Genomic DNA, 23,420 nt, shown 5'->3' on the forward strand with positions numbered 1-23,420 from the left:
ACTACATATTTTCGAACGAGAGGGACTCGGGCAGGCGCGGGTCGCCCACGGGGACGAGGGGCGCCCCCGAAAGGAGCCGGAACAGGAGCCCTTTGAAGAGGGCCGCGACCGCGATGACCGCGAAGAAGTCCGAGAGGTGGATGAGGTGCACGCGGGTGACGATCGGCCGCACCGTCGGCATGATGAGCCAGAAGACGTCGACGAGGTGCATGAAGAGGATCCATGCGGCGCCGGCGGTCAACAGCTTCGCGTTCCGCTTCACCGTGCGCGGCATGAGGAAGAAGAACGGCACGATGAAATGTCCGACCGCGAGCAGCATCGACACGCCGGACCAAGCGCCGATGAGACGGTTCCGGAAGAAGACCGTCTCCTCGGGGATGTTGCCGTACCAGATCAGGAAGTACTGAGAGAACCCGATGTAGGCCCAGAACACGGTGAAGGCGAAGATCATCTTCCCGAGGTCGTGGTAGTGCTCGACGCCGACGACGTCGGTCATGAGCCCCCACCGCTTCAATCCCATGACGAGCAGCGTGAGGAAGGCGAAGAAGCTCACGAAGCATCCGGCGAACCAGTAGACGCCGAACATCGTCGAGTACCACTCGGGTGACAGCGACATGACCCAATCGATCGACGCGAAGGTCTGCGTGAGCGCGAGCACGATGATCGCCGGACCGGCGAGACGCTTCAAGGTCACCGAGGTCGCGGCATCGCGCGTCGTGTCCTGCCGCCGGCTGGCGCGCGCGAAGAAGAGCGCGATCGCCGACCAGACGACGAAGTAGATCACGGCGCGGGCGACGAAGAACGACGTGTTCAGGAACGCCGCCTTCCCGGCGAGGACGGCGTTGTGGCCTTCGGCTTGCTCGTGGATCCAGGGGAAGACGTCGCCCATCAGGAGCAGGATCGGGGCGAAGAGGAGCGCGAAGAGCGGCATCGTCGCCATGACGTTCTCGCCGAGCCGCCGGACGACGATCCCCCACCCCGCCTGCGTCGCGTAGTGGATGAGGACGAACCACATCCCTCCGAGCGCGAGCGACAGGCAGAAGAGCACGGCGAGGAGCCACGAGAACGCGAACTCCCGCGGCCCACCGGCGGTCGCGTAGGCGAGCACTGCCGCGGCGAGGCCGACGCCGAGCCCGATCAGCGGAACTCGGGACAAGAAATGCCCGGGCGGGATCTTGATCTGGTCCTTGGCGAGCTCGCCGGCCCCGATCTCGTGACTCACTGCGGGTTCTCCACGAGGTCCACATGGACCGCCCCGGCCTGCTTCAGGAGCTGAACGGTCCCGGCCGCGTCGAACTTCGGGTCCCACGACTCGATCGAGATGAAGAAACGGTCGTCGGCGAACCGTGCGAACCGCGACGCCTCGAAGAGCGGGTGGTGGTGCATCGGCAGCTTGTTGAGGGCGAACATCCCGAAGACCGCGCCGAGCGCGCCGCCGAGCACCCCGAGCTCGAACGTGATCGGGATGAAGGCGGGCCACGTGAAATATGGCTTGCCGGAGATCGTCAGCGGGTAAGCGTACATGTGCACCCACGTCTGAAGACCGAACCCCGTGGCCGCACCGCCGAGCGCCATGACGAGCACGATCCACGGCAGCTTCGAGCGCTTCATCCCCATCGCCCCTTCGAGGCCGTGGACGGGGAACGGGGTGTGCGCGTCCCACTTCGTGAACCCGGCGTCGCGGACGAGCTCGCACGCCTTGTAGAGCTGCGCCGGGCTCGTGAACTCCGCGAGCGCGCCGTAGACGCGTCCGGGCGGGAGCGGGGCCTCCATGAGGTCCGCGAGCGCCATCAGTGGGCACCCTCTTCCGCCAGGTGCGCGGAAGGCGTGCGCTCGGGGCCCGGGTGGGCGTGCGGATCGGCCTGCGGCAGCACCGTCTTGACCTCGGCGGTCGCCACCATCGGGAGGAACCGCACGAACAGGCAGAACATCGTGAAGAAGAGGCCGAAGCTCCCGAGGAGGCACGAGACGTCCCAGACCGTCGGCCGGAAGTAGCCCCACGACGACGGCAGGAAGTCGCGGTGCAGCGACGTCACGATGATGACGAAGCGCTCGAACCACATCCCGATGTTCACGAAGATCGACATGACGAACAGGATCGGGATCGACGTCCGCGCCTTCTTGAACCAGAAGATCTGCGGGCTGATGACGTTGCAGGAGATCATCGTCCAGTACGCCCAGGCGTACGGCCCGAACGCGCGGTTCTTGAAGGTGAACAGCTCGTACGGGTTGCCGCTGTACCAGGCGATGAAGAACTCCATCCCGTACGCGTACCCGACCATCGACCCCGTGACGAGGATGATCTTCGCCATGTAGTCGAAGTGGCGGATCGTGACGATCTCCTTCAGGCCGAACGCGCTCCGGCAGATCACCATGAGGGTGACCACCATCGCGAACCCCGAGAAAATCGCGCCGGCGACGAAGTACGGCGGGAAGATCGTCGTGTGCCACCCCGGCAGCTGCGACACGGCGAAGTCCATCGAGACGATCGAGTGGACGGAGAGCACGAGCGGCGTCGCCAGGCCCGCGAGGATCAGGTAGGCGACCTCGTAGTGCTGCCAGTGGCGGTTCGAGCCGCGCCACCCCAGGGCGAAGAACCCGTAAATCTTCTTCTTGAGGCCGGTCGCCCGGTCGCGGATCGTGGCGAGGTCGGGGATCAGGCCGACGTACCAGAACAGCGCCGAGACGGAGCCGTAGATGCTCACCGCGAAGACGTCCCAGAGGAGGGGGCTCCGGAAGTTCGGCCAGACTCCCATCTGGTTCGGAATCGGGAACATGAAGTAGGCGACCCAGACGCGCCCGACGTGGATCCCCGGGAAGATGAGCGCGCACATGACGGCGAAGATCGTCATCGCCTCGGCCGACCGGTTGATCGACGTGCGCCACTTCTGCCGGAACAGGAAGAGGATCGCCGAGATCAGGGTGCCGGCGTGCCCGATGCCGACCCAGAAGACGAAGTTCGTGATGTCCCAGGCCCAGCCGACCGGGATCATCAGGCCCCAGACCCCGATCCCCTCCCAGAATAGCCAGGACACGGCGATGCCGAGGAGGCCCAGGAGCGCCAGCGACGGGATGAAGAAGAACCACCAGGCCTTGGGAGTCGGCCGCTCGAGCGGGCGGGCGACCGCCTCGGTAATCGAGTGGAAATCATGCCCCCCGAGGATGAGGGTGGGGCGGCCCGCGACCGGATCGTAGATGTCTTTGCCCCCGGTCACCGCCATAAGGGGCCGTTATTATCAAAAAGGGACCCTTAGGGTCAAGAACGAGAGCGGAAAAAGGCGGAGGAGTCGCGTTACAGCGTCACGCGCGCCAGCATCTCGGCCAGCTCGTTTCCCGACGCCGGCAGGCACGGCTTGATCTGGGAGCGCGGATCCCCGGCCCTGGGCTCAGGCGCGAAGAGCGCGTTCCACTCGGACATGCGGGACGCGCCATACCGCTCGAGGGCGCTGGCGTCCCGGCCGTTGCCGGCCGAGTCGATCGCCGAGGCCAGCTCCTTCGCCTCGCGGAGGCCGACGTTCATGCTCTGAGCGCCGATCGGACCGGTGAGATGCGCGGCGTCGCCGGCGAGCCAGACCCGCCCGCTGCCGAACGACGTCGCGAGCTTGCGCTCGAATAGGCCGACCGCCGTCCAGTCGAGCCTGCCGACGTGCCCCTTGAACCACGGCGCGCGCTCGGCGATGAGCTGGCGCAGGCGGGTATCGTCGGCGTGGTGCTCGCTCTCGAGATCGATCGGAAAGCTGAAGCGGGCGTGGCCGCCGGGGAGGGGCCAGTACGCGCCGACACGCTGGGGCTCGAGCATGAGGCGCCCGTCTCCCGGCACGTCGCCTGTGGTCTCGAACTGGAAGACGGAGAAGAGCTGTCCCTTCCCCATCCTGGTGTCGGAGATGTTCAGCCGGCGCCTGACGAACGAGTCGTAGCCGTCGGCGGCGACGATGTACGACGCTTCGACGTCGAACGTCTTGTCGACGACGACCTCCGTGTGCGCCACCGGGTAGCCGGTTGAGACCTTTTCGAGCTTCGCCACGCCGATCTTCACGCCGGCCGCGTGCGGGGCGATGTCCTGGACGCGGTGGTCCCAGTGCACCTTGATGCCGCGCTTGTCGAGCGCCGCCTCGAGGAGCGCCTCGAGCTTGCTCTGCGGGAGAACGACGACCGGCGTGCCGAGCTCGATGTCGCCGAGACGCTTCCCGCCGTCGAACAGACCGAGCTTCGCGATCGGCCGTCCCTCGTTCCGGATCGCGTCGCCGAGCCCGCCGGCCGCCAGCATCGCGAGGGTGTCGGCGTGGAGCACGAGCGCGTAGCTGTGCATGGCGCGGCGGCGCCCGGCGTCGTAAACCTGAACGCCCACACCGGCGCCGTGGAGCTCGAGCGCCGCGAACATTCCTACCGGCCCCCCGCCGATCACCACGACGTCGGACTTGAGCTCTTGCGCCATCGTGCCCTCCTCAGGAGAGGCCAACGGTAGTTCACGACTCTAGTCGAAAACGGACCGTTTGAGTCGTGAAACCCGCTACTTGTCCTCTCCCTTGGTCTTGATGTCGGGCCCGATCTTGGGCAGCCCCTTCTTGGCGAGCTCCGCATCGACCTTGGCGACCTTGTCCTTGCGGAACGCCTCGAACTCGTTGGAGACGTCGCCGAGCTCGCGCTTCAGGGCATCGGAGTAGGAGATGAGGGTCTCGGCCGGCTTGCCCTCGTAACCGACGATGGCGCCGTAGAGATCGTCCATGTGCTCGCGCAGTCGTTCTTCACCGGTGATGGCGCCGCCTTCCTTGGTGGCGACGATCTTCTTGCGGATCGTGTCGGCCCCGTCCGAGACATCGGCGAGATCCGTCTTGAGCGGGTCACCGTCTTGCACCTGCGTCGACACGGCGAGTGCGCCCTGACGGACGGCCATGACCTGCGCCGTCAGGTCGGTCATCTCGCCGAACATGCCGTGGACCTTCATCGCGGCGTCGAACTGGGCCTTGCGGTCGGCGGCGGTGAACGGCGAGCGCGGGTCGAGCCCGATGGCGATCTTCGTCTCGTAGGTATTCTTGCCTTTGGTCATGCGCACGGTGTAGGTGCCGGGCACGACGCGCGGACCGGAGAACGCGCTCCGCGCCAGCTGGGCCGCCGTCGGAACGCGCGGCGGCTTAACGCTCATGTTCCAGGTGACGCGATTGATCCCGCGCCGCTTGCTCGCCGGGAGCGTATCGAGGACGTTGCCCTTGTCGTCCAAGACCTCGAGCTTGAGCTTGCCGAAGATGTGGCGCGATTTCTGGTAGTAGGTGATGTCGACGCCGTTCGACGGGTTCGGCCCCGACCACGCGGCGTCGCCGTCGACCCATCCCCCGCCCGCCCGGATGCGCTGCTGCTGCGGCCGGATCGGAAGGAAGACAGCCTCCTGCGCCATCACGTCGGGGGTCAGCGCGCGCAGCGGCGTGAGATCGTCGATAATCCAGATCCCGCGGCCGTGCGTCGCCACGACGAGATCGCGGTCGCGCACCTGGACCGCGAGGTCGCGCACGGCGACCGACGGGAAGTCGCCGCCGGTGAACTGTGCCCACGTCGCGCCGTCGTCGTTCGAGATCCACAGGCCGAACTCGGTGCCGGCGTAGAGGAGGCCCTTCTTCACAGGGTCCTCGCGCACGACGTGCGCGTAGCCCCGGAGGCCCTTCGCCTTGTCCGGCGTGACGAGCGGCGTCCAGCTGTCGCCGTAGTTCGTCGTCTTGTAGATCATCGGGCGCATGTCGCCGAAGGTGTGGCGGTCGAAGGTGACGTACGCCGTCCCCGCGTCGAACTGCCCGGCGTCGACGTAGGACACCCAGGAATTGGCCGGCACGCCCGACTTTGCGGTGACGTTCTTCCAGCTCTTCCCGCCGTCCTTCGTGACCTGGACGTTGCCGTCGTCGGTGCCGACCCAGACGACCTTGCCGTCCTTGGGCGACTCGCTGATCGCGTAGATCGTCGTGTGCATCTCGGCGACGGAGTTGTCGACGGTGATCCCGCCCGACTCCTCCTGCTTCTGCTTCTCCGGGTCGTTCGTCGTGAGGTCGGGCGAGATCCGGTCCCATGTCTGGCCGTGATCGCGGCTCTTGAACAGGAACTGCGAGCCGACGTAGAGGGTCCCCTTCTCGTTCCTGGACATGTGGATCGGCGTGTTCCAGTTCCAGCGCAGCTTCTCGTTGTAGTTCGCCCGCGGCTGGATGTCGCGCGCCTCGTGCGTCTTGCGGTTGACGCGGCCGATCGATCCGCCCTGCGCCTCCGCGTAGAGGTAGTTGGGATCCGACGGGTCGGCGAACATCCAGAAGCCGTCGCCGCCGTACATGTTCTCCCACTGCTGGTTGCCGATGCCGCCCGGGTACGCCGACGGCGCGACCCACGAGCTGTTGTCTTGAAGGCCGCCGTAGACGTTGTACGGATCCTGGTCGTCGACGCTCACGTGATAGAACTGCGAGACCGGCAGGTTGTTCCCCTTCCACCAGCGGTCGCCGCCGTCCTTCGAGAACCACAGGCCGCCGTCGTCCCCCGTGATGACCTGCTTCGGATTCTCGGGATCGATCCAGACGTCGTGGAAGTCGCCGTGCGCGCCGCCGCCGACGTTGGCGAACGTCTTGCCGCCGTCGAGCGACTGGATCAGCGAGCCGTCCGGCTTGAAGAGCCGGTCGGGGTTCGTCGGATCGACGATGAGGTTCGCGAAGTAGAACGGGCGCCAGACCATGTTCTGGCTGTTGTCGCGGCGCTCCCACGTGGCTCCGCCGTCCGCGCTGCGGTAGATCGCACCGGATACGGATTCGACGAAGGCATAGACGACCTTGGGGTCGGACGGTGCGACCGCGACCGCGATGCGCCCGTACGGCTTCGCGGGGAACCCCTTGTTCGCGGCTTCCGTGATCTCGGTCCAGTGGTCGCCGCCGTCGTCCGTGCGGTAGAGGCCGCTCATCGAGACGGCCGAGGCATTCTCGCCGCCCGAGCGGAACGTCCAGCCCTTGCGGCGGAAGTCCCAGAGCGAGGCGTAGAGCGTCCCCGGGTTCTTCGCGTCCATCGACATCCCGCCGCAGCCGGTCGACGCATTTCCACCCTTCAGGACCTGCGTCCAGGTGGTACCGCCGTCCTTCGTGCGGTAGACGCCGCGATCGGTCGAGTCGCTCCACAGCTTGCCGGTCACGCAGGCGTAGACCGTCTTCCCGTCTTGCGGGTGGATCGCGATCTTGACGATGCGCTCCGACTCCGGAAGCCCCGTGTTCGTCCAGGTCTCACCGCCGTCCTTGGACCTGTAGATGCCGTCGCCGATCGAGACCGAGTTCCTGGTCCAGGCCTCGCCGGTGCCCACCCAGATCGTCTCGTGGTCGCTCGGGTCGATCGCAACCGCACCGATCGACTGAACCTTCTCATGGTCGAACTTCGGCGTGAACGTCGTGCCGCCGTCGGTCGACTTCCAGACGCCGCCGCTCGCGGCGCCGACGTAGACGATCGTCTCGCCGTCCTTCCCGTGCGTCGCCGCGACGGCCGCGATACGGCCGCTCATCGTCGCCGAGCCGATGTTGCGGATGCCGAGCCCCGAGATGACGCCGGCGTCGAGCCCGGGGGCCTTGTCGGCGGCGAACGCCGCGAGGCCGGCGAGGAGGACGAAGGGAATCATGGACCGTCTCATGGCTTCACCGCCGTGGGGAACGCGAACGGCCTATCGACCGGCACGTTGATCTCGACCTTGTCGATCTGGTTGCGCCCGACCTCGAACGGGAAGTAAACACCGCTCACCTGCTCGTACTCGCCCAGGTCGGTCGTCTGCACCTGCTCCTGGCCGCGCACCATGCGGTGGTTGACCGTGCGGATCTCGAGGAACGAATCGGGGTCGAGGAAGACGACGACCGAGTCGCCGTTCTTCTGCGTCAGGCGGAGCTTGTAGGCGTCCGTGCCGTCGATGTCCTCGGTGCCGAGCGACTCGAGCTTCGACCCCTTCGCCTGCCAGTCGAAGAGGGGTCCCGTGAGGTCGGCCGCCTCGACGAGCGCCTTCCCGTCGTCGGCGGAGAGCTTCTGCGGGTCCTTCCGGCCGCCGAACGGGCTGATCGACCACGCCTGTTGACCGTCCCACGCCTGGACCGCCGTCATCCCCTGGAGGCTGAATTCGCTCCGGTACTTGTCCGGCGCCACCCCCCAGCTCTCGGTCTTGGCCTCCGAGCCTCCGCCGACCCGGACCTTCCCGACGGTATGGATCGACGTGATCGCGCGCAGCTTGGCCGTGCCGCCCCGCGCCTCGATGTTCTTCTTCACCAGCTCGTCCGCCGTCATCTTCGGCGGCTCCGCTGCGGCGCCGAGCGCGAGCAGGACCGTGAACGCCACAAGGGTCGGCCTCATGAGCACCTCCGCTGGGGATCTACGAGCGCGGATAGTAAATGGTTTAGAAGAAAGTCAGTAGTCGGTAGTCTCGACTATCGACTATCGACTTCAGGCGAAGATCAGAAGCACCCCAAAGAGCACGCACCAGACGACTCCGAGAAAGTGCCAGTACATGACCGCGTAGGTAATTCCGTCGTGGTGGCCGCTCCCGTAGCGGTCGCGGCGCGTGCGGGAGAGCACGACGGCGAGGAGGATGAGGCCCCCGCTCACGTGGGCGGCGTGCAGGCCGGTCAGCATGTAGAAGGTGAAGGCGTAGAGGTTCTTCGTCGTCGCGGTCATCTGCGCCGTGACCAGCCCCCACCAGTTGGCCATCTGCGAGACGAGGAAGAGCACGCCGAGGATCAAGGTCGTCGTCAGCCAGCGCGCCGAATTCCGGATCTGACCGAGGCGGATCGAGACGAGCGCGCGCTGGATCGTGAAGCTCCCCGCGAGCAGGATCGCGGTCGTGATCCAGAGACCGTTCGGCAGGCGCGGCATGCCGGGCGGCGGCCACGCCTCGGCCTTGAGGCGGACGACGAGGAACCCCGCGATCGAGGCGGCGAAGAGCATCCCGAGCGCCCCGAGGAAGATCCACATCCCTAGAACGCCGGCACCGGGGATGTGCCCCCCGCGCGCCGCCCGCGGATCGCCGGGTGGGGTCACTGCGGGTTGGTCGTGATGCTCGGCGCGTATCCGGGGATCTGGTTGGGCAGGTATTCCCTCGTGTCGTCGAGCGCGATCACGATGAAGAGCATGAGCAGGGCGAGGGACGTGATGACGATCACGGCGTTGAACGGCTTGTCGTACTTCAGGTGCATGAAGAAGAGGAGGACGATCGAGGCCTTGACGACGGCGATCCCGATCGCGATCCACAGGTTGTACCGTCCGAAGTCCCTCCAGCTGACCGCGACGGTGACGTAGGTCAGAATGAGGAGGGTCGCGAGCACCCCGAAGAGAACGCGCAAGGGAACCACGTGGCCGACGCGGCTGTGGGCGGTTCTGTGTCCCATGGTCGCTACCTCGAGCCGATCAGATAGAGCAGCGGGAAGAGGAAGATCCAAATGACGTCGACGAGGTGCCAGTAGAGGCCCACGAAGTCGACCGGCGTGAAGTACTCCGGGCCGAACTCGCCGCGGATCGATCGGATGAGGATCCACGAGATGAGCCCGATCCCGACGAGGACGTGGATCCCGTGGAGGCCGGTCATCAGGAAGTAGATGCTGAAGAAGACCTGCACGTTGCTCGGCCGCTTGCCGAGGTGCACGCGCTCGGCGGCCGCGGCCTCGGGTTCCTGGACATGAACCGTGCCGCCGGGGCCGGCCGCGGAGGGAGCGATGCGCGACTTCTCGACGAGGAGCGGACCGTTCTTCCCGGGCAGCTCGACGCCGGCCACGGGAGGCGCCGGAGCCGGCGCCGGCGGCGCCTTGGCCTCCGCGGCTTCCTCCTCGTGCGGCTTGAAGTGGCTCCCGGGGAGCAGGCCGTGCTCCCACTTCGCCTTGTACTCGACGTACTTGATCCCCATGAAGCCGAAGCCGCCGAGGATCGTGAGGCTCAGGAGGAGGACGAGCAGGCGCCTCTGGCCGAGCTGCGCGGCCCGGACCGCCCAAGCCATCGTGAGCGAGCTGGAGAGGAGGATGACGGTGTTCGTGCCGCCGAGGACCTTGTCGAGGTACTGATGCGCGTAGATGAAGATCTCGGGGTGGTTCGCCCGGTAGATCGAATAGGCCACGAAGAGGCCGCCGAAGAGCAGGATCTCGGTCGCGAGGAAGAGCCAGATCCCGAGCTTGCCGGCGTCGAACTGCTGGGCCGGCGTCTCGAAGTGATGCTGGAGATGCGGCGGGTGCTCGTGAGCCTGGCTCATGCTCCCGCCGCCTCGTCGTACGTCTTGCTGACGTAGCCTCCGTGAACGGGGTCGCGCACGAGGTTCGTGTAGTCGTACGGATCTTCCGCGACCGGCGTCGTCGCGAAGTTGTCGTGCGGCGGCGGGCTCGCGGTGTGCCACTCGAGCGAGTTGCCGCCCCAGGGGTTCATCGGCGCCGGCTTCCCGCGGAAGAGCGACTTGATCAGGTAATACGCCGTGAGGAAGAAGCCGGCGGCCATGATGAACGAGCCGATCGTCGAGAGCCGGTGGTAGATCTCGAACTGCGGGAGATAGTCGAAGTACCGGCGCGGCATGCCGTGGCTGCCCATGATGAACTGGGTGAAGAACGTCAGATTGAAGCCCACAAAGATGAGCGCCGCCGCGATCCGGCCGAGCCTCTCGTCGTACATGACGCCGAACATCTTGGGCCACCAGTGGTGGAGCCCGCCGAGAAGCGCGACCACGGCTCCGCCGAACATGACGTAGTGGAAGTGCGCGACGACGAAGTACGTGTCGTGGAGGTGCACGTCGGTGGCGAGCGCGCCGAGGTGAAGCCCGGTGAGGCCGCCGATCCCGAAGGTGATGAGGAACATGAGGCCGTAGATCATCGCGGTCGTGAGCTGGATGTTCCCCTTGTAGAGGGTCGCGAGCCAGTTGAAGACCTTGATCGCCGACGGAATCGCGACCGAGAAGGTCAGCCCCGAGAAGAGCACGTTCGCCAGGCTCGACTGCCCCGAGACGAACATGTGGTGGCCCCACACCAGGAACCCGAACGCCGCGATCGCGATCGACGACAGCGCGATGAACTTGTAGCCGAAGATGTGCTTCCGCGAGTGCACGGAGATCAGCTCGCTGATGATCCCCATCGCCGGCAGGATCATGATGTAGACCGCCGGGTGCGAGTAGAACCAGAAGAAGTGCTGGTAGAGGACCGGGTCGCCGCCGAGCGCCGGGTCGAAGATCCCCACCTTGAGCACGCGCTCGGCGATGAGGAGGAGGAGCGTGATCCCGAGGACGGGGGTGGCGAGGACCTGGATGAGCGCCGTGCCGTAGAGCGACCAGAGGAAGAGCGGCATCTTGAACCAGGTCATGCCGGCGGGCCGGAGCTTGTGGATCGTGACGATGAAGTTCAAGCCGGTGAAGATCGAGCTGAACCCGAGGATGAAGGCGCCGAAGGTCGTCGCGACCACGTTCGTGTTCGTCGTCGTCGAGTACGGCGTATAGAAGGTCCACCCCGTGTCGACGCCACCCGCGACGATCGCGCCGACGGCGAAGAGCGAGCCGATGACCCAGAGCCAGTAGCTCAGGAGGTTGAGGCGCGGGAAGGCGACGTCCTTCGCGCCGAGCATGAGCGGCAGAACGAAGTTCCCGAGCGCGGCGGGGATCGACGGGATGATGAACAGGAAGACCATGACCGCGCCGTGGATCGTGAACATCTTGTTGTAGGTGTCCGCGTTCATGATCGTCGGCCCGCGCGAGAACAGCTCGGTGCGGACGGCGAGCGCGGCGAGGCCGCCGATGAGGAACGCGCCCAGGGTCGAGACCATGTACATGATCCCGATCCGCTTGTGATCGAGCGTGAACGCCCACGACGCGAAGCCGCGCGTATGGTTCAGGTAGTTGTCCCGTGCGGGTGGCGACGTCCGCGCCCCCGCCCCCGCGTGCCCTTCGATGACGCTCATCGCGACTCCCCCGGCTGCTTGAGGGTCTTCAGATACTCGATGATCGCGGTGATCTCCTTGTCCTTGAGGCGCCCCTGGAAGGTCGGCATGGCGCTCGGCGGACCGAAGCCCGCGACGACCTTCGCTTGCGGATTGACGATCGACTCGCGGACGTAGTTCTCGTCGACGGTCACCTTCGAGCCGTCGCTCAGCGTGACCTCGTGCCCCCAGACGCCCTTGAACGTGGGACCGATGCTGGCCGATCCGTCGATCGAGTGGCACTGCTTGCAGCCGCGCTGGTTGTAGAGCTTCTGCCCGCCCTCCCAGAGCTTCTCCGGCGGCAGCTTCTCGATGAAGTTCCCCTCGTCGGCGAGCCACTTCTCGAACGCCTGGGGCGTCTGCACGACGACCGAGCTCAGCATCGACGAATGCTGCGTCCCGCAATACTCGGCGCAGAAGATCTGGTACTGGCCGACCGCCGTCGCGTGGAACCACTCCTTCTCGTAGCGCCCCGGCACCGCGTCGCGCTTGATGCGGAAGTCGGGGATGTAGAGGCTGTGGATCACGTCCTGCGAGGTCATGACGAGCCGCACGTCGGTGTCGACCGGGACGTGCAGATCGGGGCTCACCACGCCGTTCGGGTAGGTGAACGTCCAGTTCCACTTCTGGCCGAGCACCTGGACCTCGTACGCGTTGTCCGGCGGCGTCGCGAGGTGGATGAACCCGGTGACCCCTTCCCAGAAGATGTAGATCACGATGAGGACCGGGATCACGGTCCACGTGACCTCGAGCGGGGTGTTGTGGGTCGGGGACGGCTGCTCCTCGTGGCCCGGCCGCGCGCGGTACTTCCAGATGAAGACGACGAGCAGACCGACGATCAGGGCGAAGAAGAACGCGCTGATCCAGGTGATGAGCTGGAAGAGGGAGTCGACCGCGGGCGCCGTCGTGCTTCCCTGGCGCGGAAGCCAGAAGCTGGCACCGGTGTCGACGGCGGAGAGGAGAGACGTCCACGTCATGCGGCACGACCCCGCGCGCGCTCGCGCAGCCAGAACGATCCCACGACCGAGCCGAGGACGAGCACGGTGAGCGCCCCCGCGGCGCGCATGAGCGTCACGGCGGCGAGGACGTAGCGGCCGCTCTCGACGTCGTAGTGGTAGCAATACAGGAGGAACCGATCGACGGCCGAGCCGATCTTCCCCCGCGACGCCTCGAGGAGGCCCATCTTCAAGGTCGGCGCGTCGAAGCGCACGCCGTAGAGGTAGCGCGAGACCCGGCCTTCGGGCGTCAGCAGGAAGATCGCCGCGGCGTGGCCGTACTGGTCGGTGCCGGCATCGTACTGATACCGGAAGCCGACGGCCTGCGCGAGCGCCTCGATGCTCGAGCTCGATCCCGTGAGGAAGTGCCATCCGGCCTCGGCCGAGGGACGGCCCAGCGCCGAGAGGTATTCCACGCGCTTCGCCGCGGCGAGCGGCGGCATCTCGCGCGGGTCGATGCTGACCGTCACGACGTCGAACTCGTCGCCGGGCGACCACGCGAGGTTCTTCATCCCGTCGACGAGCCCGTTCAGCTCGAGCGTGCAGAGCATCGGGCAGCGGTAGTAGTTGAGCGTGAGGATGACCGGCCGCCCGGGTTTGAAGTAGGAGCCGAGCGTCACGTCCCGTCCGCGCTCGTCCTTGAAGAGGAGCTGGAGAGGGAGCGCGGCATCCCGCTTCTCGTCGACGCCCACGCCCTCGAGCGCCTTCGGGACGGGGTCGCTACGGTCCTGGGCGAGCGCCGCCGGGACGACCGCGAGAACAAAGAGGAGAACGACGGCTCTCATTTCTTCGCACCGCCGGCGGGGGCGGCCGCGGGGACGAGCGGCAGCGGAACCGCCTTGAGGTCCGGGTCGCGCGCGAGGAGGTCCATCGCGCGATCGATCGGGATCGAGACGGCGCCCGCGGCCCGGTCGACCCACGCCTGCGCCTGGAGGACCTCTTGCTGGTGGACCCTCAAGGTCTGGAGCTCGAGCGGGGTCACGTCGACCACCTTACGCTGCACCTCGGCACGCTGCACCCGCTCGTAGAGGCCCTGGAGGAAGGCGACGGCGGTGACGAGGAGGATCGTCCCGATGATCCCGACGAAGGCGATCTGGAGGGTGTCCGGCTCGGACTCCTCGACCGCGGAGGGCGCGCGCACCGGCTCAGACATTCTCGAACCCCAGGGACTCGCCGAGGCGCGGGTCCTTCACGGGAACCAGCGCCGAGGCTCCGAGGCGCCGGATCGCGACCGCGAAGAAGATGCCGCCGATCCCGACGAACGTCGCCACGTCGACGAGCGACGGCGAGAAACCGTCCGGCGTCTTCGACGGCATGACGAGCCAGTAGATGTCGAGCCACTGCATGACGAGCATCCACACGGCGCCGGTGACGATGAGCGGCCGCCGGCGTTTGACGTTACGTGACATGAGGAGGAGGAACGGGAGGAAGAAGTGCCCGAAGAGGAGGACGACGCTGACCGTCGTCCACGACCCGTGCTGCCGCGCGGCGTACCAGGCGGTCTCCTCGGGGAGGTTCGCGTACCACATGAGCATGTACTGCGAGAAACCGATGTACGCCCAGAAGATGGTGAACGCGAAGAGGAGCTTCCCGAGGTCGTGATAGTGCTCGGCGGTGATCGCGTGGACGAGACGGCCCCCGCGCTGCACGGCGGCCGAGACGAGGAGGAGGAGCGCGAAGCAGCCGAGGATGCAGCCGGCGAAGAAGTAGACGCCGAAGATCGTGCTGTACCAGTGAGGCGTGAGCGACATGATGAAGTCGAACGCGAAGAAGGTCACCGAGAAGGCGAAGAGCACGAGGCCGGTCGTCGACGCCGCCTCCATCGCACGGGTCGGCGCGATCGTGCCCACCGTGTCCTGCTCGACCGAGCGGCGATGGAACCACACCGACAGGATCGTCCACACGGCGAAGTAGAGGACGGCGCGGATGGAGAAGAACGTGTCGTTGAGCCACGGCGCCTTCGCGTGGAGCGCCGGATCCGCGGCGACCTTGGCGGCGTCGGTCCACGGGTAGAGCGCATGCAGGCCCGCCAGGACGGGAAGCACGAGGACCGCCATCGGCAGGAAGACGTTCGGCGCGAACACCTCCGCGAACCGCCGGATGACGACGCTCCACCCCGCGCGGGTCACGTGCTGGATGAGGACGAAGACGAGCGACCCGAGCGCGAGCGAGAGGAAGAACAGGAAGCTCGTGAGGTACGAGGCGTAGAAGCGGTCCCAACCGACGGCCGGTGCGAGAGCTGCGGCACCGCCGAGGCCGGCGATTCCGAGGACCGCGGCGATCCTGAACGCACGCACGCCTCCGGCGCCGAGGACGACGTCTTCGCGGCCGATCTCGACGGTCGACGGCGCGCTCACTTCGCGACCTCCTTGAGCGCCGCACGCTCGTCTTGCGTGAGGAGCGCGACCGGAGCGCGCTGGCTGAGCTGGAGCGCCCGCACGTACGCGACGATCGCCCAGCGGTCGGCCTCCGGGATCTGCGGCCCGTAGGAGGGCATCGTGCGGATCCCGTTCGTGATCGTGTTGTAGATGTGACCCACCGGCCTCGCCAGGACCGTCGCATCGTGCATGGATGTCGGGGGCACCCATGTCCCCTCTTGCAGGCGATCGGCGCGCGCCGCGACCATCCCGTCGCCGAAGCCGGCGAGGCCGTGGCACGGCGAGCAGTAGATCCCGAATCGCTCCTGCCCGCGATGGAGCAGGGTGGCGTTGACGGGAAGCGGGATCGCCTCGACCCACGCCCCGTCCTTGATCCCGAGGCGGACGGCGTCGTCGGACGGCAGGTGGCCGCGCGCGACGGTGTTCGCGACCCAGGGCCTCTCCTCGCGCGCGTCGACGAAGAGCGGGTTCACCTGCTGGCTCTTGAACCGGCCCTGATTGTCCATCCCCTGGATCGGGTGGACGCGCGGCAGGGCCGACAGGGTCGCGCGTGCCCTGAAGACGAAGGCGAACGGCAGCAGCGCCAAGCACGCCGCAAGGACGAAGATCGTCGGGAGCCGCTTGCGCAACACCGCCTACTCCTCGATCCACTCGACGCGGGTGCCGCCGGCGCCGCGGAGGAGACGGTCGGTCTCCTCCACGTCGAACCGAGGGTCCTTCGCGTCGATCGCGATGAAGAATGCGTCGGTCGTCGTGCGTCGGAACCGCTCGTTCCGGAAGAGCGGGTGGTGGAGCTGCGGCAGCCCGTTGAACACGAGCATCGCGAAGAACGCGGTGAGCGAGGCGAGCAGGATCGTCAGCTCGAAAGCGACCGGGATGTTCGCCGGCAGGCTGAAGAACGGCTTGCCGCTGATGATGATCGGGTAGTCGACGGCGTTCATCCACCACTGCATGAGCACGCCGCCGAGACAGCCGGTCGCCCCGGCGAAGAAGACGAGCCACGGGATGCGCGTCGGCCGCACGCCCATCGCGTCGTCCAGGCCGTGGACCGGGAACGGCGTGTACGCGTCCCAGCGCACGTAGCCCGCATCGCGGACACGCGACGCGGCGTGGGTCAGCGCGTCGGCGTCGGGGAACTCGGCGAGCAGTCCCCAGAGCGCGCGCTCGGCCTTCGGCGCCGCGCTCATCGGTGGGCCTCGCGGTGCGGGCGCGGCATGACCGCCTTGACCTCCGCCATCGCGACCATCGGCAGGAAGCGGAGGAAGACCAGGAAGAGGGTGAAGAAGAGGCCGAACGACCCCATGAGCGTGAGCACCTCGACCCAGGTCGGGGTGTACGATCCCCAGCTCGAAGGCAGGTAGTCGCGCGAGAGCGTCGTCACGATGATGACGAACCTCTCGAACCACATGCCGACGTTCACGGCTGCCGCGACGCCGAAGATGATCCACGGGTTGCTGCGGGCGCGGCGCGACCAGAACACCTGCGGCGCCGCGACGTTGCACATGACCATCGTCCAGTACGCCCACGCGTAGGGGCCGAAGGCGCGGTTCACGAAGACGAACCCCTCGACGGGGTTGCCCGAGTACCAGGAGATGAAGAACTCGATCGCGTAGGCGTAGCCGACCATCATCCCGGTCGCGAGGAGGATCTTGCACATGTTCTCGAGATGGCGCGGCGTGATGAGGTCCTTGAGGCCGAACCACGCGCGGCACGGCACCGAGAGCAGGAGCACCATCGCGAACCCGCCGAAGATCGCCCCGGCGACGAAGTACGGCGGGAAGATCGTCGCGTGCCATCCCGGCAGCATCGACGTCGCGAAATCGAAGCTGACGACGCTGTGCACCGAGAGCACGAGCGGCGTCGCGAGCCCGGCCAGGAGCAGATAGGAGCGCTCGTAGCGGTGCCAGTGCCGGTTGCTCCCTCGCCAGCCGAGAGCCGCGATCCCGTAGGCGATCTGGCGCACCTTCGTCTTCGCGCGGTCCCGGATCGTCGCGAGATCGGGGATGAGCCCCATGTACCAGAAGCACAAGGAGACGGTGAAGTAGGTCCCGACCGCGAAGAAGTCCCAGAGGAGCGGGCTCCTGAAGTTCGGCCACATGTCCATCTGGTTGGGGAGCGGCGCGATCCAGTACTCGAACCAGATGCGGCCGACATGGATGCCGGGGAAGAGCAGCGCGCAGATGACGGCGAAGATCGTCATTGCCTCCGCGAAGCGGTTGATCCCCGTGCGCCAGCGCTGCCGGAAGAGGTAGAGGATCGCCGAGATGAGCGTGCCGGCGTGGCCGATCCCGACCCAGAAGACGAAGTTCGTGATGTCGAAGCCCCAGGAAACCGGCTTGTTGAGCCCCCACACGCCGACGCCCGTCGTGATGAGGTAGAGCACGACGAGGCCGAGGATCCCGGTGAACGAGGCCGCGATGGCGAAGGCGACGTACCAGGCCTTCGGCGGCTTCGGAGCCTCGACGATCGCGCAGACACGCTCGGTGACCCCCGCGTCGTCGAGCCCACCGAGGACGAGCGGCTGACGGGCGGTCGGATCTTGCGACGTGTTGTCGCGCCCGGCCCGCGGATCGAGGGCGGCGACGCCCATCACGCCTCCTCCCCCGCGGGGTTCTTGAGGCGCGCGAGGTAGCGCGTGCGCGGGCCGGTGTTGACCTCGTCCAGGACCCCGTACGATCGCGCGTCGGCGTGCCGCGCGGCGATGCGGCTCCCCTTGAGATTGAGGTCGCCGAAGACGATCGCCTCGGTCGGGCAGACCTGCGCGCACGCCGGCACGATCTCCCCGTCCTGGAGGTCGCGGCGCTCATTCTTCGCCGCGATCTTCGCCGTCTCGATCCGCTGGATGCAGTAGGTGCACTTCTCCATGACGCCGCGCGAGCGGACGGTGACGTCGGGGTTGTAGACCATCATCGCGACCGCGCTCTCGTGCTTGTGGTTGTTGAACCAGTTGAAGCGGCGGACCTTGTAGGGGCAGTTGTTCGAGCAGTAGCGCGTGCCGACGCAGCGGTTGTAGATCATGACGTTCAGCCCCTCGTGGTCGTGGACCGTCGCGGCCACGGGGCAGACCTGCTCGCACGGCGCGTTCTCGCAGTGGTGGCAGGCCATCGGCTGGAAAGCCATCCGCGGCTTCTCCGCCTCGCCGGCGAAGTAGCGGTCGACGCGGATCCAGTGCATCTCGCGTCCCCTCAGGACCTCGCTCTTGCCGACGACCGGGATGTTGTTCTCGGCCTGGCAGGCGATCGTGCAGGCGGCGCAGCCCACGCACGAGCTGAGGTCGATCGCCATCGCCCACTTGTGGCCGCTGTACTCGTGCGGCTTCCACAGGTTGGCGGGCTTCGGGACCTCCACCATCTCCTTCGCGAACTCGGGGTGCGCCTTGTATTCCTTCAGCGTCCCGGTCCGGATCAGCTCGTCGGCGCGGATCGCCTGCTCTTTCTTGCCGAGCGCGTCGACGACGTGGTGGTCCTGCGTCGTCGCGAGCTCGATGTGCCCGGATGCGCGCGTGACCTTCGCCTCGTGGCGCCAGAGGGCGTCCGAGCGCCGGAAGCGATACGCGTCGACGCCGAGACCGTTGCCGACGCGACCCGCTGCGGTCCGGCCCCATCCGAGCGCCACGCCGACCGTCCCCACCGGCTGGCCCGGGAGGATGTAGGCGGGGAGCGTGATCGTCCCGCCCGCGGCGGTGATGGCGACGAGGTCGCCGTTGCGCTTGACGCCCAGTGCGTCGGCGTCGGCGGGGGCGAGGAGCGCGGCGTTGTCCCACGTGAGCTTCGTCACCGGGTCGGGCAGCTCCGCAAGCCATCCGAGGTTGGCGAAGCGGCCGTCGTAGAAGGCCGACCGCGTGAAGACGAGCTCGGCCGCGCCTCCACCGATCTGGCGTGCGTCGGCGAGCGAGGCGACCGCGCGGCCGAAGCCCGCGGCAATGGCCGGGGAGACGTCGGCGGAGCGGGTTCCGGGCGCGACGCCGTCGTGGACGATCCTCCGCCACTCGGGATCGGAGCCCGCGAAGCGCCGGCGCACGAGATCGTAGCCGGCCGTCGCCTTCCCGTCGGCGAAGCGCGCGACCAGCTCGATCGCCGAGCGTCCGCCGTAGAGCGGCTCGATGAGCGGCTGGACGACGGACACGGTGCCGTCCCACGCCCGCGCATCGCCCCATGCCTCGAGGTAGTGCGCCTGCGGCACGTGCCAGCGGCATGCGCGGGACGTCTCGTCGTCGTACAACGCGAGGTGCGCGCTCTTCTTGACCGACGCGATCTTGGTCGCGAAGTCGAGATCTCCGGGCGCGTCGTACGCGGGGTTGCCGCCCACGATGAGGAGCGCTTCGACGAGCCCGGCGCCGATCTCCCCCGCGAGCTTGGCGGCGGCGGCGCTGTGCGAGGGCCGCGCGGGAGCCGGGTCGGGAGCATAGCGAACCGCCGCCCCCGCGTTCCCGAGCGCCGCGTTCAGGGCGTGCGCGAGCGCGTGCGCCGCCGCGGGCTGCCTCTTCCCGACGACGACCGCGCCGCGGCCGCGCGCGGCGAGGAGATCTTGTGCGAGCGCGTCGATCCGCTTGTCGTCCCAGGGGTGGCTGACGAAGCGTGAGGTGGCGTCGTCGATTTCGGGCGGGAGGGGCAGACCGTGGGCGCGCAGGCGCGCCGCGAGGCGTCCGAGGGCCACGGAGACGAGGGCGCTCTGCACCGCGATCCGCTCGTCGGCGCAGGCTCCGGTGTTCGTGAAGCCAGCCTCGACGACCCACATCCGGTTCATCGTCCCGCCGGAGGCGGAGCGCCGGACCGCCCAGGCCCGCGCGTTCTCGATCGACTGGGGGTCGTCCACGAAGAGATCGGCGTCGAAGGCGGCGATCACGTCCGCCTTCGCGAGGTCGAGCACCGTCCTGACGGGGCGGCCGAAGGCGAGCGAGGCTCCCTCGCGGGCCTGGTCGCCGGTCAGCGGATCCCACTCGACCCAGACCGCCTTCGGGAACTTGAGCGCCAGCTTCGCCTGCAGATCGGCCAGGGTCGGCGACGACGACGGCTCGGCGAGGATCCGGAACCCTTGGCCGCCGCTCGGCGTCATCTCCTGCGCGAGCGCGTCGAGCCACTGGTCGAAATCGTCCTGGGTGCGCGAGTGCGCGGCGCCGCCGGTGCGCTCGATCACATCGGTGCTGCGGTCGGGATCGTAGAGCTCTAGGATCGTGGCCTGGGCGAACGTGTCGGTCGCGCCGAGGCTTCCCGGGTGGAGCGGGTTGCCCTCGATCTTGATCGGCCGGCCGTCGTAGCTCGAGACGAGGAGCCCGATCGCCCGGCCCGAGAGATCGAACGCCGTCGCGAACTGGAGGACGCTCCCCGGCACGTACCCTTCGGGGCGGTGCGCGAACGGGACGATGTGCTCGGTCGGCCAGCGGCGGCAGGCGGTCATCCCGGCGAGCGCGACCGACGCGCCCATGAGCCGGAGGAAGTCGCGTCGCGACGGCGCCAGCATCTCGTCGGCGTGAAGCGGGAACTCGCGGCCCACGGTCTCGCGGAACGACGGATCGCCGGCGAGGTCCTCGAGGCTGCGCCACATGCGGCCCTGATCGTCGTCTAGCGGTGGCATGTGCTGCAGTCCTCGGAAGGGTTCAGGTGGTACTGCTCGCGGACCTTGCGGCCGATCGCCAGCCGGTCGGTGCCCGGCGGCGGCCAGTCCATCTTCGTGACGAGCTCGGGAGGGCGGAGGTGCGCGTCGGGGTTGCGGTGGCAGTCGAGGCACCACCCCATCGACAGCTTCTTCGCCTGATAGACGACCTCCATCTTGTCGACGCGGTCGTGGCACTCGGCGCACCCGACGCCGCGCTGCACGTGGGCGCTGTGATTGAAGTAGACGAAATCGGGAAGGTCGTGGACGCGCACCCAAGGCACCGGCATCCCGCTCGCGTTGCTCTCACGAACGGTGAGGAGCTTCGGCGACGCCGACTTGATGTTGGTGTGGCAATTCATGCAGGTCTGCGTGGGCGGGATCGCGGCGTGGGCGGCGATCTCGACCGTCGTGTGGCAGTAGCGGCAGTCGATGCCGAGCTGCCCGGCGTGGAGGAGATGCGAGTACGGGACCGGCTGCACGGGCGCGTAGCCGACGTCGGTCGTCGCGGGCGATCCGCCGTACCAGACCAGGAAGACGAGGAAGACCGGCACGCCGAGGGCGAGGCCCGCGAGCAGGGGCTTCAGATCGTCGACCCACTTGGGGAAGACGAACGGACGATTGCCGTCTTGTGCCATGCGGACCGCGCACTATATCGAGAGGCACGATCCGGGTGCAAGCGAACGGAAACGGTGAAATCGTTGGGACTGGCACCGATTTTCGTCCTTCAGAAAATCGGTGCCTGTCCTCTTATTTCACGAACGGAACTTGATCCCGCAACCGACCGACTTGGTCTCTTTGACGGCGACGTCCTTACCGGAGGTGACCGCCTCGAGGGCGTTCTTGAGATAGGGGCTCGTCACGGCCTTCGCGTCTTCCTTGTTGTCGTCGATCGCGCCGTGGTAGACGAGCTTTCCGCCCTTGTCGAAGAGGAACGCTTCGGGGGTCCGCGTCGCCCCGAACGCCTTCGCGACCGACGAGGTCGCGTCGACGACGTACGGGAAGTTCATGCCGTCTTCCTTCGCTTTCGCCTGCATCGTGCCCATGTCGTCCTCGGGCGCGACGTTGGGATCGTTCGAGTTGATCGCGACGACGCCGATCCCCTTCGCGGCGTACTCGTTGCCGAGGGCGACGATCCGCGATTCCCACGCCTTGGCGAACGGGCAATGGTTGCAGGTGAAGACGACGAGGGTTCCCGCCGGCTTCTGAACCTGGGCGAGGGTGACGTCCTTGCCGTCGACGTTCTGCATCTTCACGTCGGTCGAGGGCATCTTGCCGCCGATCGTGAGCGGATCGCCGGCGAGGATGAATCCCGCCGCGGCCGCGAGGACGAGCGGAACTGCCAATAGTGCCTTCCGGTTCATGGAGCCTCCTTGGATGCAAGCGCCGCCTCGGCGCGCTTCTTGATGGTCGCGTAGTCGGCCTTCCCCTCCCAGTAGCGGACGAGCTTCCCGTCCTTGCCGTAGAGGAACGTCGCGGGGATCGAGCCGGTCCACCGCCGGTCGAGGCCATCGATGAATTTCTGATCGGTCTCCGCCTGGATGAAGGTCGGGAAGTCGACGCCCTGCTCGGTGAGGAACGTCTTCACATCGGCCGCGGAGTCCGACATGTCGGCCGAGACGAGGACGAGGCGGAGTCCCTTCGGCGCGAGCTCGCGGGCCGCCTTGATGAGATCCGGGAACTCCTCGCGGCACGGCATGCACCACGTCGCCCACACGTTGAGCATGACCGCGGAGGCGCCGGCGCGATGGACCTCGTCCAGGACCGCCTTGGAGTCGGCGGGGCGGGGCGCCGGGGCGGCGGCCGCGGCGGCGAGGAGTACTGCTGCGACGATCGGCATGCGTCCGCAGAGGATGGCCTACGGCGAAAAAGCCCGCAACCTTTGCTGGGACGGGGGCGCATGGGGGGTGGGACGGTTAACATCGCTGCCAGGAGGCCGCCATGACCCTTCGACGCTTGCTCCCGCTCATCGGAATCCTGGCTCTCACCGCGTTGCCGGCGCTCGCACGCGTCGACGTGACGCTCGACGCGGCCACCCTGAACGAGCTGCTCTCCAAGCTGGCGCCCGACCACGTCCCGGTCGACCTGCACAGCGGCAAGACGCTCAATCTCCAGCTCAAGGACGTGAAGGTCACCGGCTTCGACCCGGCCGCAGGGCCGAACGGCGGGATCTTGACGTCACTCCGCCTCATCGTGCCGGAGCTGAACCTCGACTCGCCGGTGACGCCGCGGCTCACCCTCGACGTGAAGGACGCCGGCGGGAAAAAGGTCTGCTTCCTCAAGTTCGACAAGGTGAATCTCACCCTGCCGATCATGGGCGCCATCGACGTCGGCCCTCTTCTCCCGCCGCTCCCGATCCTCCCGGACAAGGGCTGGGAGGTCGACTCCGCCAACGGCCCGATGGAGGTGACGCCGAAGCTCATCGACGCGAAGACGGGGGCCCAATCGATCCGCGTCGGGTTCGACCTCGTCGTCGGGCCTGCGACCGGGGGCACCGCCGGACGCTAAGTGCGTCATGGCCGGGCCTTCCGGGGGG

The 23,420-nt window shown here is 67.4% G+C and carries 22 protein-coding genes; 1 reads left to right on the forward strand and 21 read right to left on the reverse strand.

Going from position 1 to position 23,420, the window contains the following annotated elements:
* Nucleotide 1: 1 nt before the first annotated feature.
* From VFV19_01545 to VFV19_01645, 21 genes are all read right to left on the reverse strand, one after another.
* The gene (locus tag VFV19_01545) at nt 2–1,222 is read right to left on the reverse strand and encodes a hypothetical protein (GenBank protein ID HEX4822975.1); all 1,221 of its coding nucleotides are present in this window, start codon (nt 1,220–1,222) and stop codon (nt 2–4) included.
* Nucleotides 1,219–1,791 (reverse strand): DUF3341 domain-containing protein, encoded by a 573-nt coding sequence (locus VFV19_01550; GenBank protein HEX4822976.1) that lies wholly within the window; start codon nt 1,789–1,791, stop codon nt 1,219–1,221. The genes VFV19_01545 and VFV19_01550 overlap by 4 nt, the downstream gene beginning before the upstream one ends.
* A complete protein-coding gene (nrfD, locus tag VFV19_01555; protein HEX4822977.1) occupies nt 1,791–3,221 on the reverse strand; it encodes an NrfD/PsrC family molybdoenzyme membrane anchor subunit in 1,431 nt (476 codons plus the stop codon). Before nrfD (VFV19_01555) ends, VFV19_01550 begins: the two co-directional genes overlap by 1 nt.
* Before the next feature lie 71 nt (nt 3,222–3,292).
* Nucleotides 3,293–4,435: an NAD(P)/FAD-dependent oxidoreductase gene (locus VFV19_01560; GenBank protein HEX4822978.1), complete on the reverse strand. Its 1,143-nt coding sequence runs from the start codon at nt 4,433–4,435 to the stop codon at nt 3,293–3,295.
* A gap of 75 nt (nt 4,436–4,510) precedes the next feature.
* A complete protein-coding gene (locus VFV19_01565; protein ID HEX4822979.1) occupies nt 4,511–7,621 on the reverse strand; it encodes a hypothetical protein in 3,111 nt (1,036 codons plus the stop codon).
* Nucleotides 7,622–7,629: 8 nt separating this feature from the next.
* Complete coding sequence (locus tag VFV19_01570) at nt 7,630–8,337, reverse strand: hypothetical protein (protein ID HEX4822980.1); 708 nt, start codon at nt 8,335–8,337, stop codon at nt 7,630–7,632.
* 90 nt (nt 8,338–8,427) lie between these two features.
* Entirely contained in the window at nt 8,428–8,955 is a 528-nt protein-coding gene (locus VFV19_01575) for a heme-copper oxidase subunit III (GenBank protein ID HEX4822981.1), read from the reverse strand.
* Nucleotides 8,956–9,017: 62 nt separating this feature from the next.
* Entirely contained in the window at nt 9,018–9,368 is a 351-nt protein-coding gene (locus VFV19_01580) for a cytochrome C oxidase subunit IV family protein (protein ID HEX4822982.1), read from the reverse strand.
* A gap of 5 nt (nt 9,369–9,373) precedes the next feature.
* Nucleotides 9,374–10,219, reverse strand: coding sequence for a cytochrome c oxidase subunit 3 (locus VFV19_01585; protein HEX4822983.1), 846 nt, complete (start codon nt 10,217–10,219; stop codon nt 9,374–9,376).
* Nucleotides 10,216–11,901, reverse strand: coding sequence for a cbb3-type cytochrome c oxidase subunit I (locus tag VFV19_01590; protein ID HEX4822984.1), 1,686 nt, complete (start codon nt 11,899–11,901; stop codon nt 10,216–10,218). Before VFV19_01590 ends, VFV19_01585 begins: the two co-directional genes overlap by 4 nt.
* Nucleotides 11,898–12,896 carry a cytochrome c oxidase subunit II gene (coxB, locus tag VFV19_01595; protein HEX4822985.1) on the reverse strand — a complete coding sequence of 333 codons (999 nt, stop codon included), beginning with the start codon at nt 12,894–12,896 and terminating at the stop codon, nt 11,898–11,900. The genes VFV19_01590 and coxB overlap by 4 nt, the downstream gene beginning before the upstream one ends.
* The gene (locus tag VFV19_01600; protein ID HEX4822986.1) at nt 12,893–13,699 is read right to left on the reverse strand and encodes an SCO family protein; all 807 of its coding nucleotides are present in this window, start codon (nt 13,697–13,699) and stop codon (nt 12,893–12,895) included. The genes coxB and VFV19_01600 overlap by 4 nt, the downstream gene beginning before the upstream one ends.
* On the reverse strand, nt 13,696–14,055 hold the full coding sequence (locus tag VFV19_01605; protein ID HEX4822987.1) for a hypothetical protein: 360 nt from the start codon (nt 14,053–14,055) through the stop codon (nt 13,696–13,698). The genes VFV19_01600 and VFV19_01605 overlap by 4 nt, the downstream gene beginning before the upstream one ends.
* A 4-nt stretch (nt 14,056–14,059) precedes the next feature.
* Entirely contained in the window at nt 14,060–15,271 is a 1,212-nt protein-coding gene (locus tag VFV19_01610) for a hypothetical protein (GenBank protein HEX4822988.1), read from the reverse strand.
* Complete coding sequence (locus tag VFV19_01615) at nt 15,268–15,924, reverse strand: cytochrome c (GenBank protein HEX4822989.1); 657 nt, start codon at nt 15,922–15,924, stop codon at nt 15,268–15,270. Before VFV19_01615 ends, VFV19_01610 begins: the two co-directional genes overlap by 4 nt.
* 3 nt (nt 15,925–15,927) lie before the next feature.
* Nucleotides 15,928–16,479, reverse strand: a complete 552-nt coding sequence (locus VFV19_01620) for a DUF3341 domain-containing protein (protein HEX4822990.1) — start codon at nt 16,477–16,479, stop codon at nt 15,928–15,930.
* Nucleotides 16,476–17,882: an NrfD/PsrC family molybdoenzyme membrane anchor subunit gene (gene nrfD, locus VFV19_01625; protein HEX4822991.1), complete on the reverse strand. Its 1,407-nt coding sequence runs from the start codon at nt 17,880–17,882 to the stop codon at nt 16,476–16,478. The genes VFV19_01620 and nrfD (VFV19_01625) overlap by 4 nt, the downstream gene beginning before the upstream one ends.
* Nucleotides 17,882–20,866, reverse strand: a complete 2,985-nt coding sequence (locus VFV19_01630) for a TAT-variant-translocated molybdopterin oxidoreductase (GenBank protein ID HEX4822992.1) — start codon at nt 20,864–20,866, stop codon at nt 17,882–17,884. The genes nrfD (VFV19_01625) and VFV19_01630 overlap by 1 nt, the downstream gene beginning before the upstream one ends.
* A complete protein-coding gene (locus VFV19_01635) occupies nt 20,854–21,522 on the reverse strand; it encodes a cytochrome c3 family protein (protein ID HEX4822993.1) in 669 nt (222 codons plus the stop codon). Before VFV19_01635 ends, VFV19_01630 begins: the two co-directional genes overlap by 13 nt.
* A gap of 117 nt (nt 21,523–21,639) precedes the next feature.
* Entirely contained in the window at nt 21,640–22,248 is a 609-nt protein-coding gene (locus VFV19_01640) for a thioredoxin family protein (protein HEX4822994.1), read from the reverse strand.
* Nucleotides 22,245–22,724, reverse strand: a complete 480-nt coding sequence (locus VFV19_01645) for a TlpA disulfide reductase family protein (protein ID HEX4822995.1) — start codon at nt 22,722–22,724, stop codon at nt 22,245–22,247. Before VFV19_01645 ends, VFV19_01640 begins: the two co-directional genes overlap by 4 nt.
* A gap of 101 nt (nt 22,725–22,825) precedes the next feature.
* Here VFV19_01645 and VFV19_01650 point away from each other — a divergent pair, with 101 nt between their 5' ends.
* Complete coding sequence (locus tag VFV19_01650; GenBank protein HEX4822996.1) at nt 22,826–23,392, forward strand: hypothetical protein; 567 nt, start codon at nt 22,826–22,828, stop codon at nt 23,390–23,392.
* Nucleotides 23,393–23,420: the final 28 nt, after the last annotated feature.

The sequence above is a fragment of the Candidatus Polarisedimenticolaceae bacterium genome, assembly GCA_036275915.1.
GTDB lineage: Bacteria > Acidobacteriota > Polarisedimenticolia > Polarisedimenticolales > DASRJG01 > DASRJG01.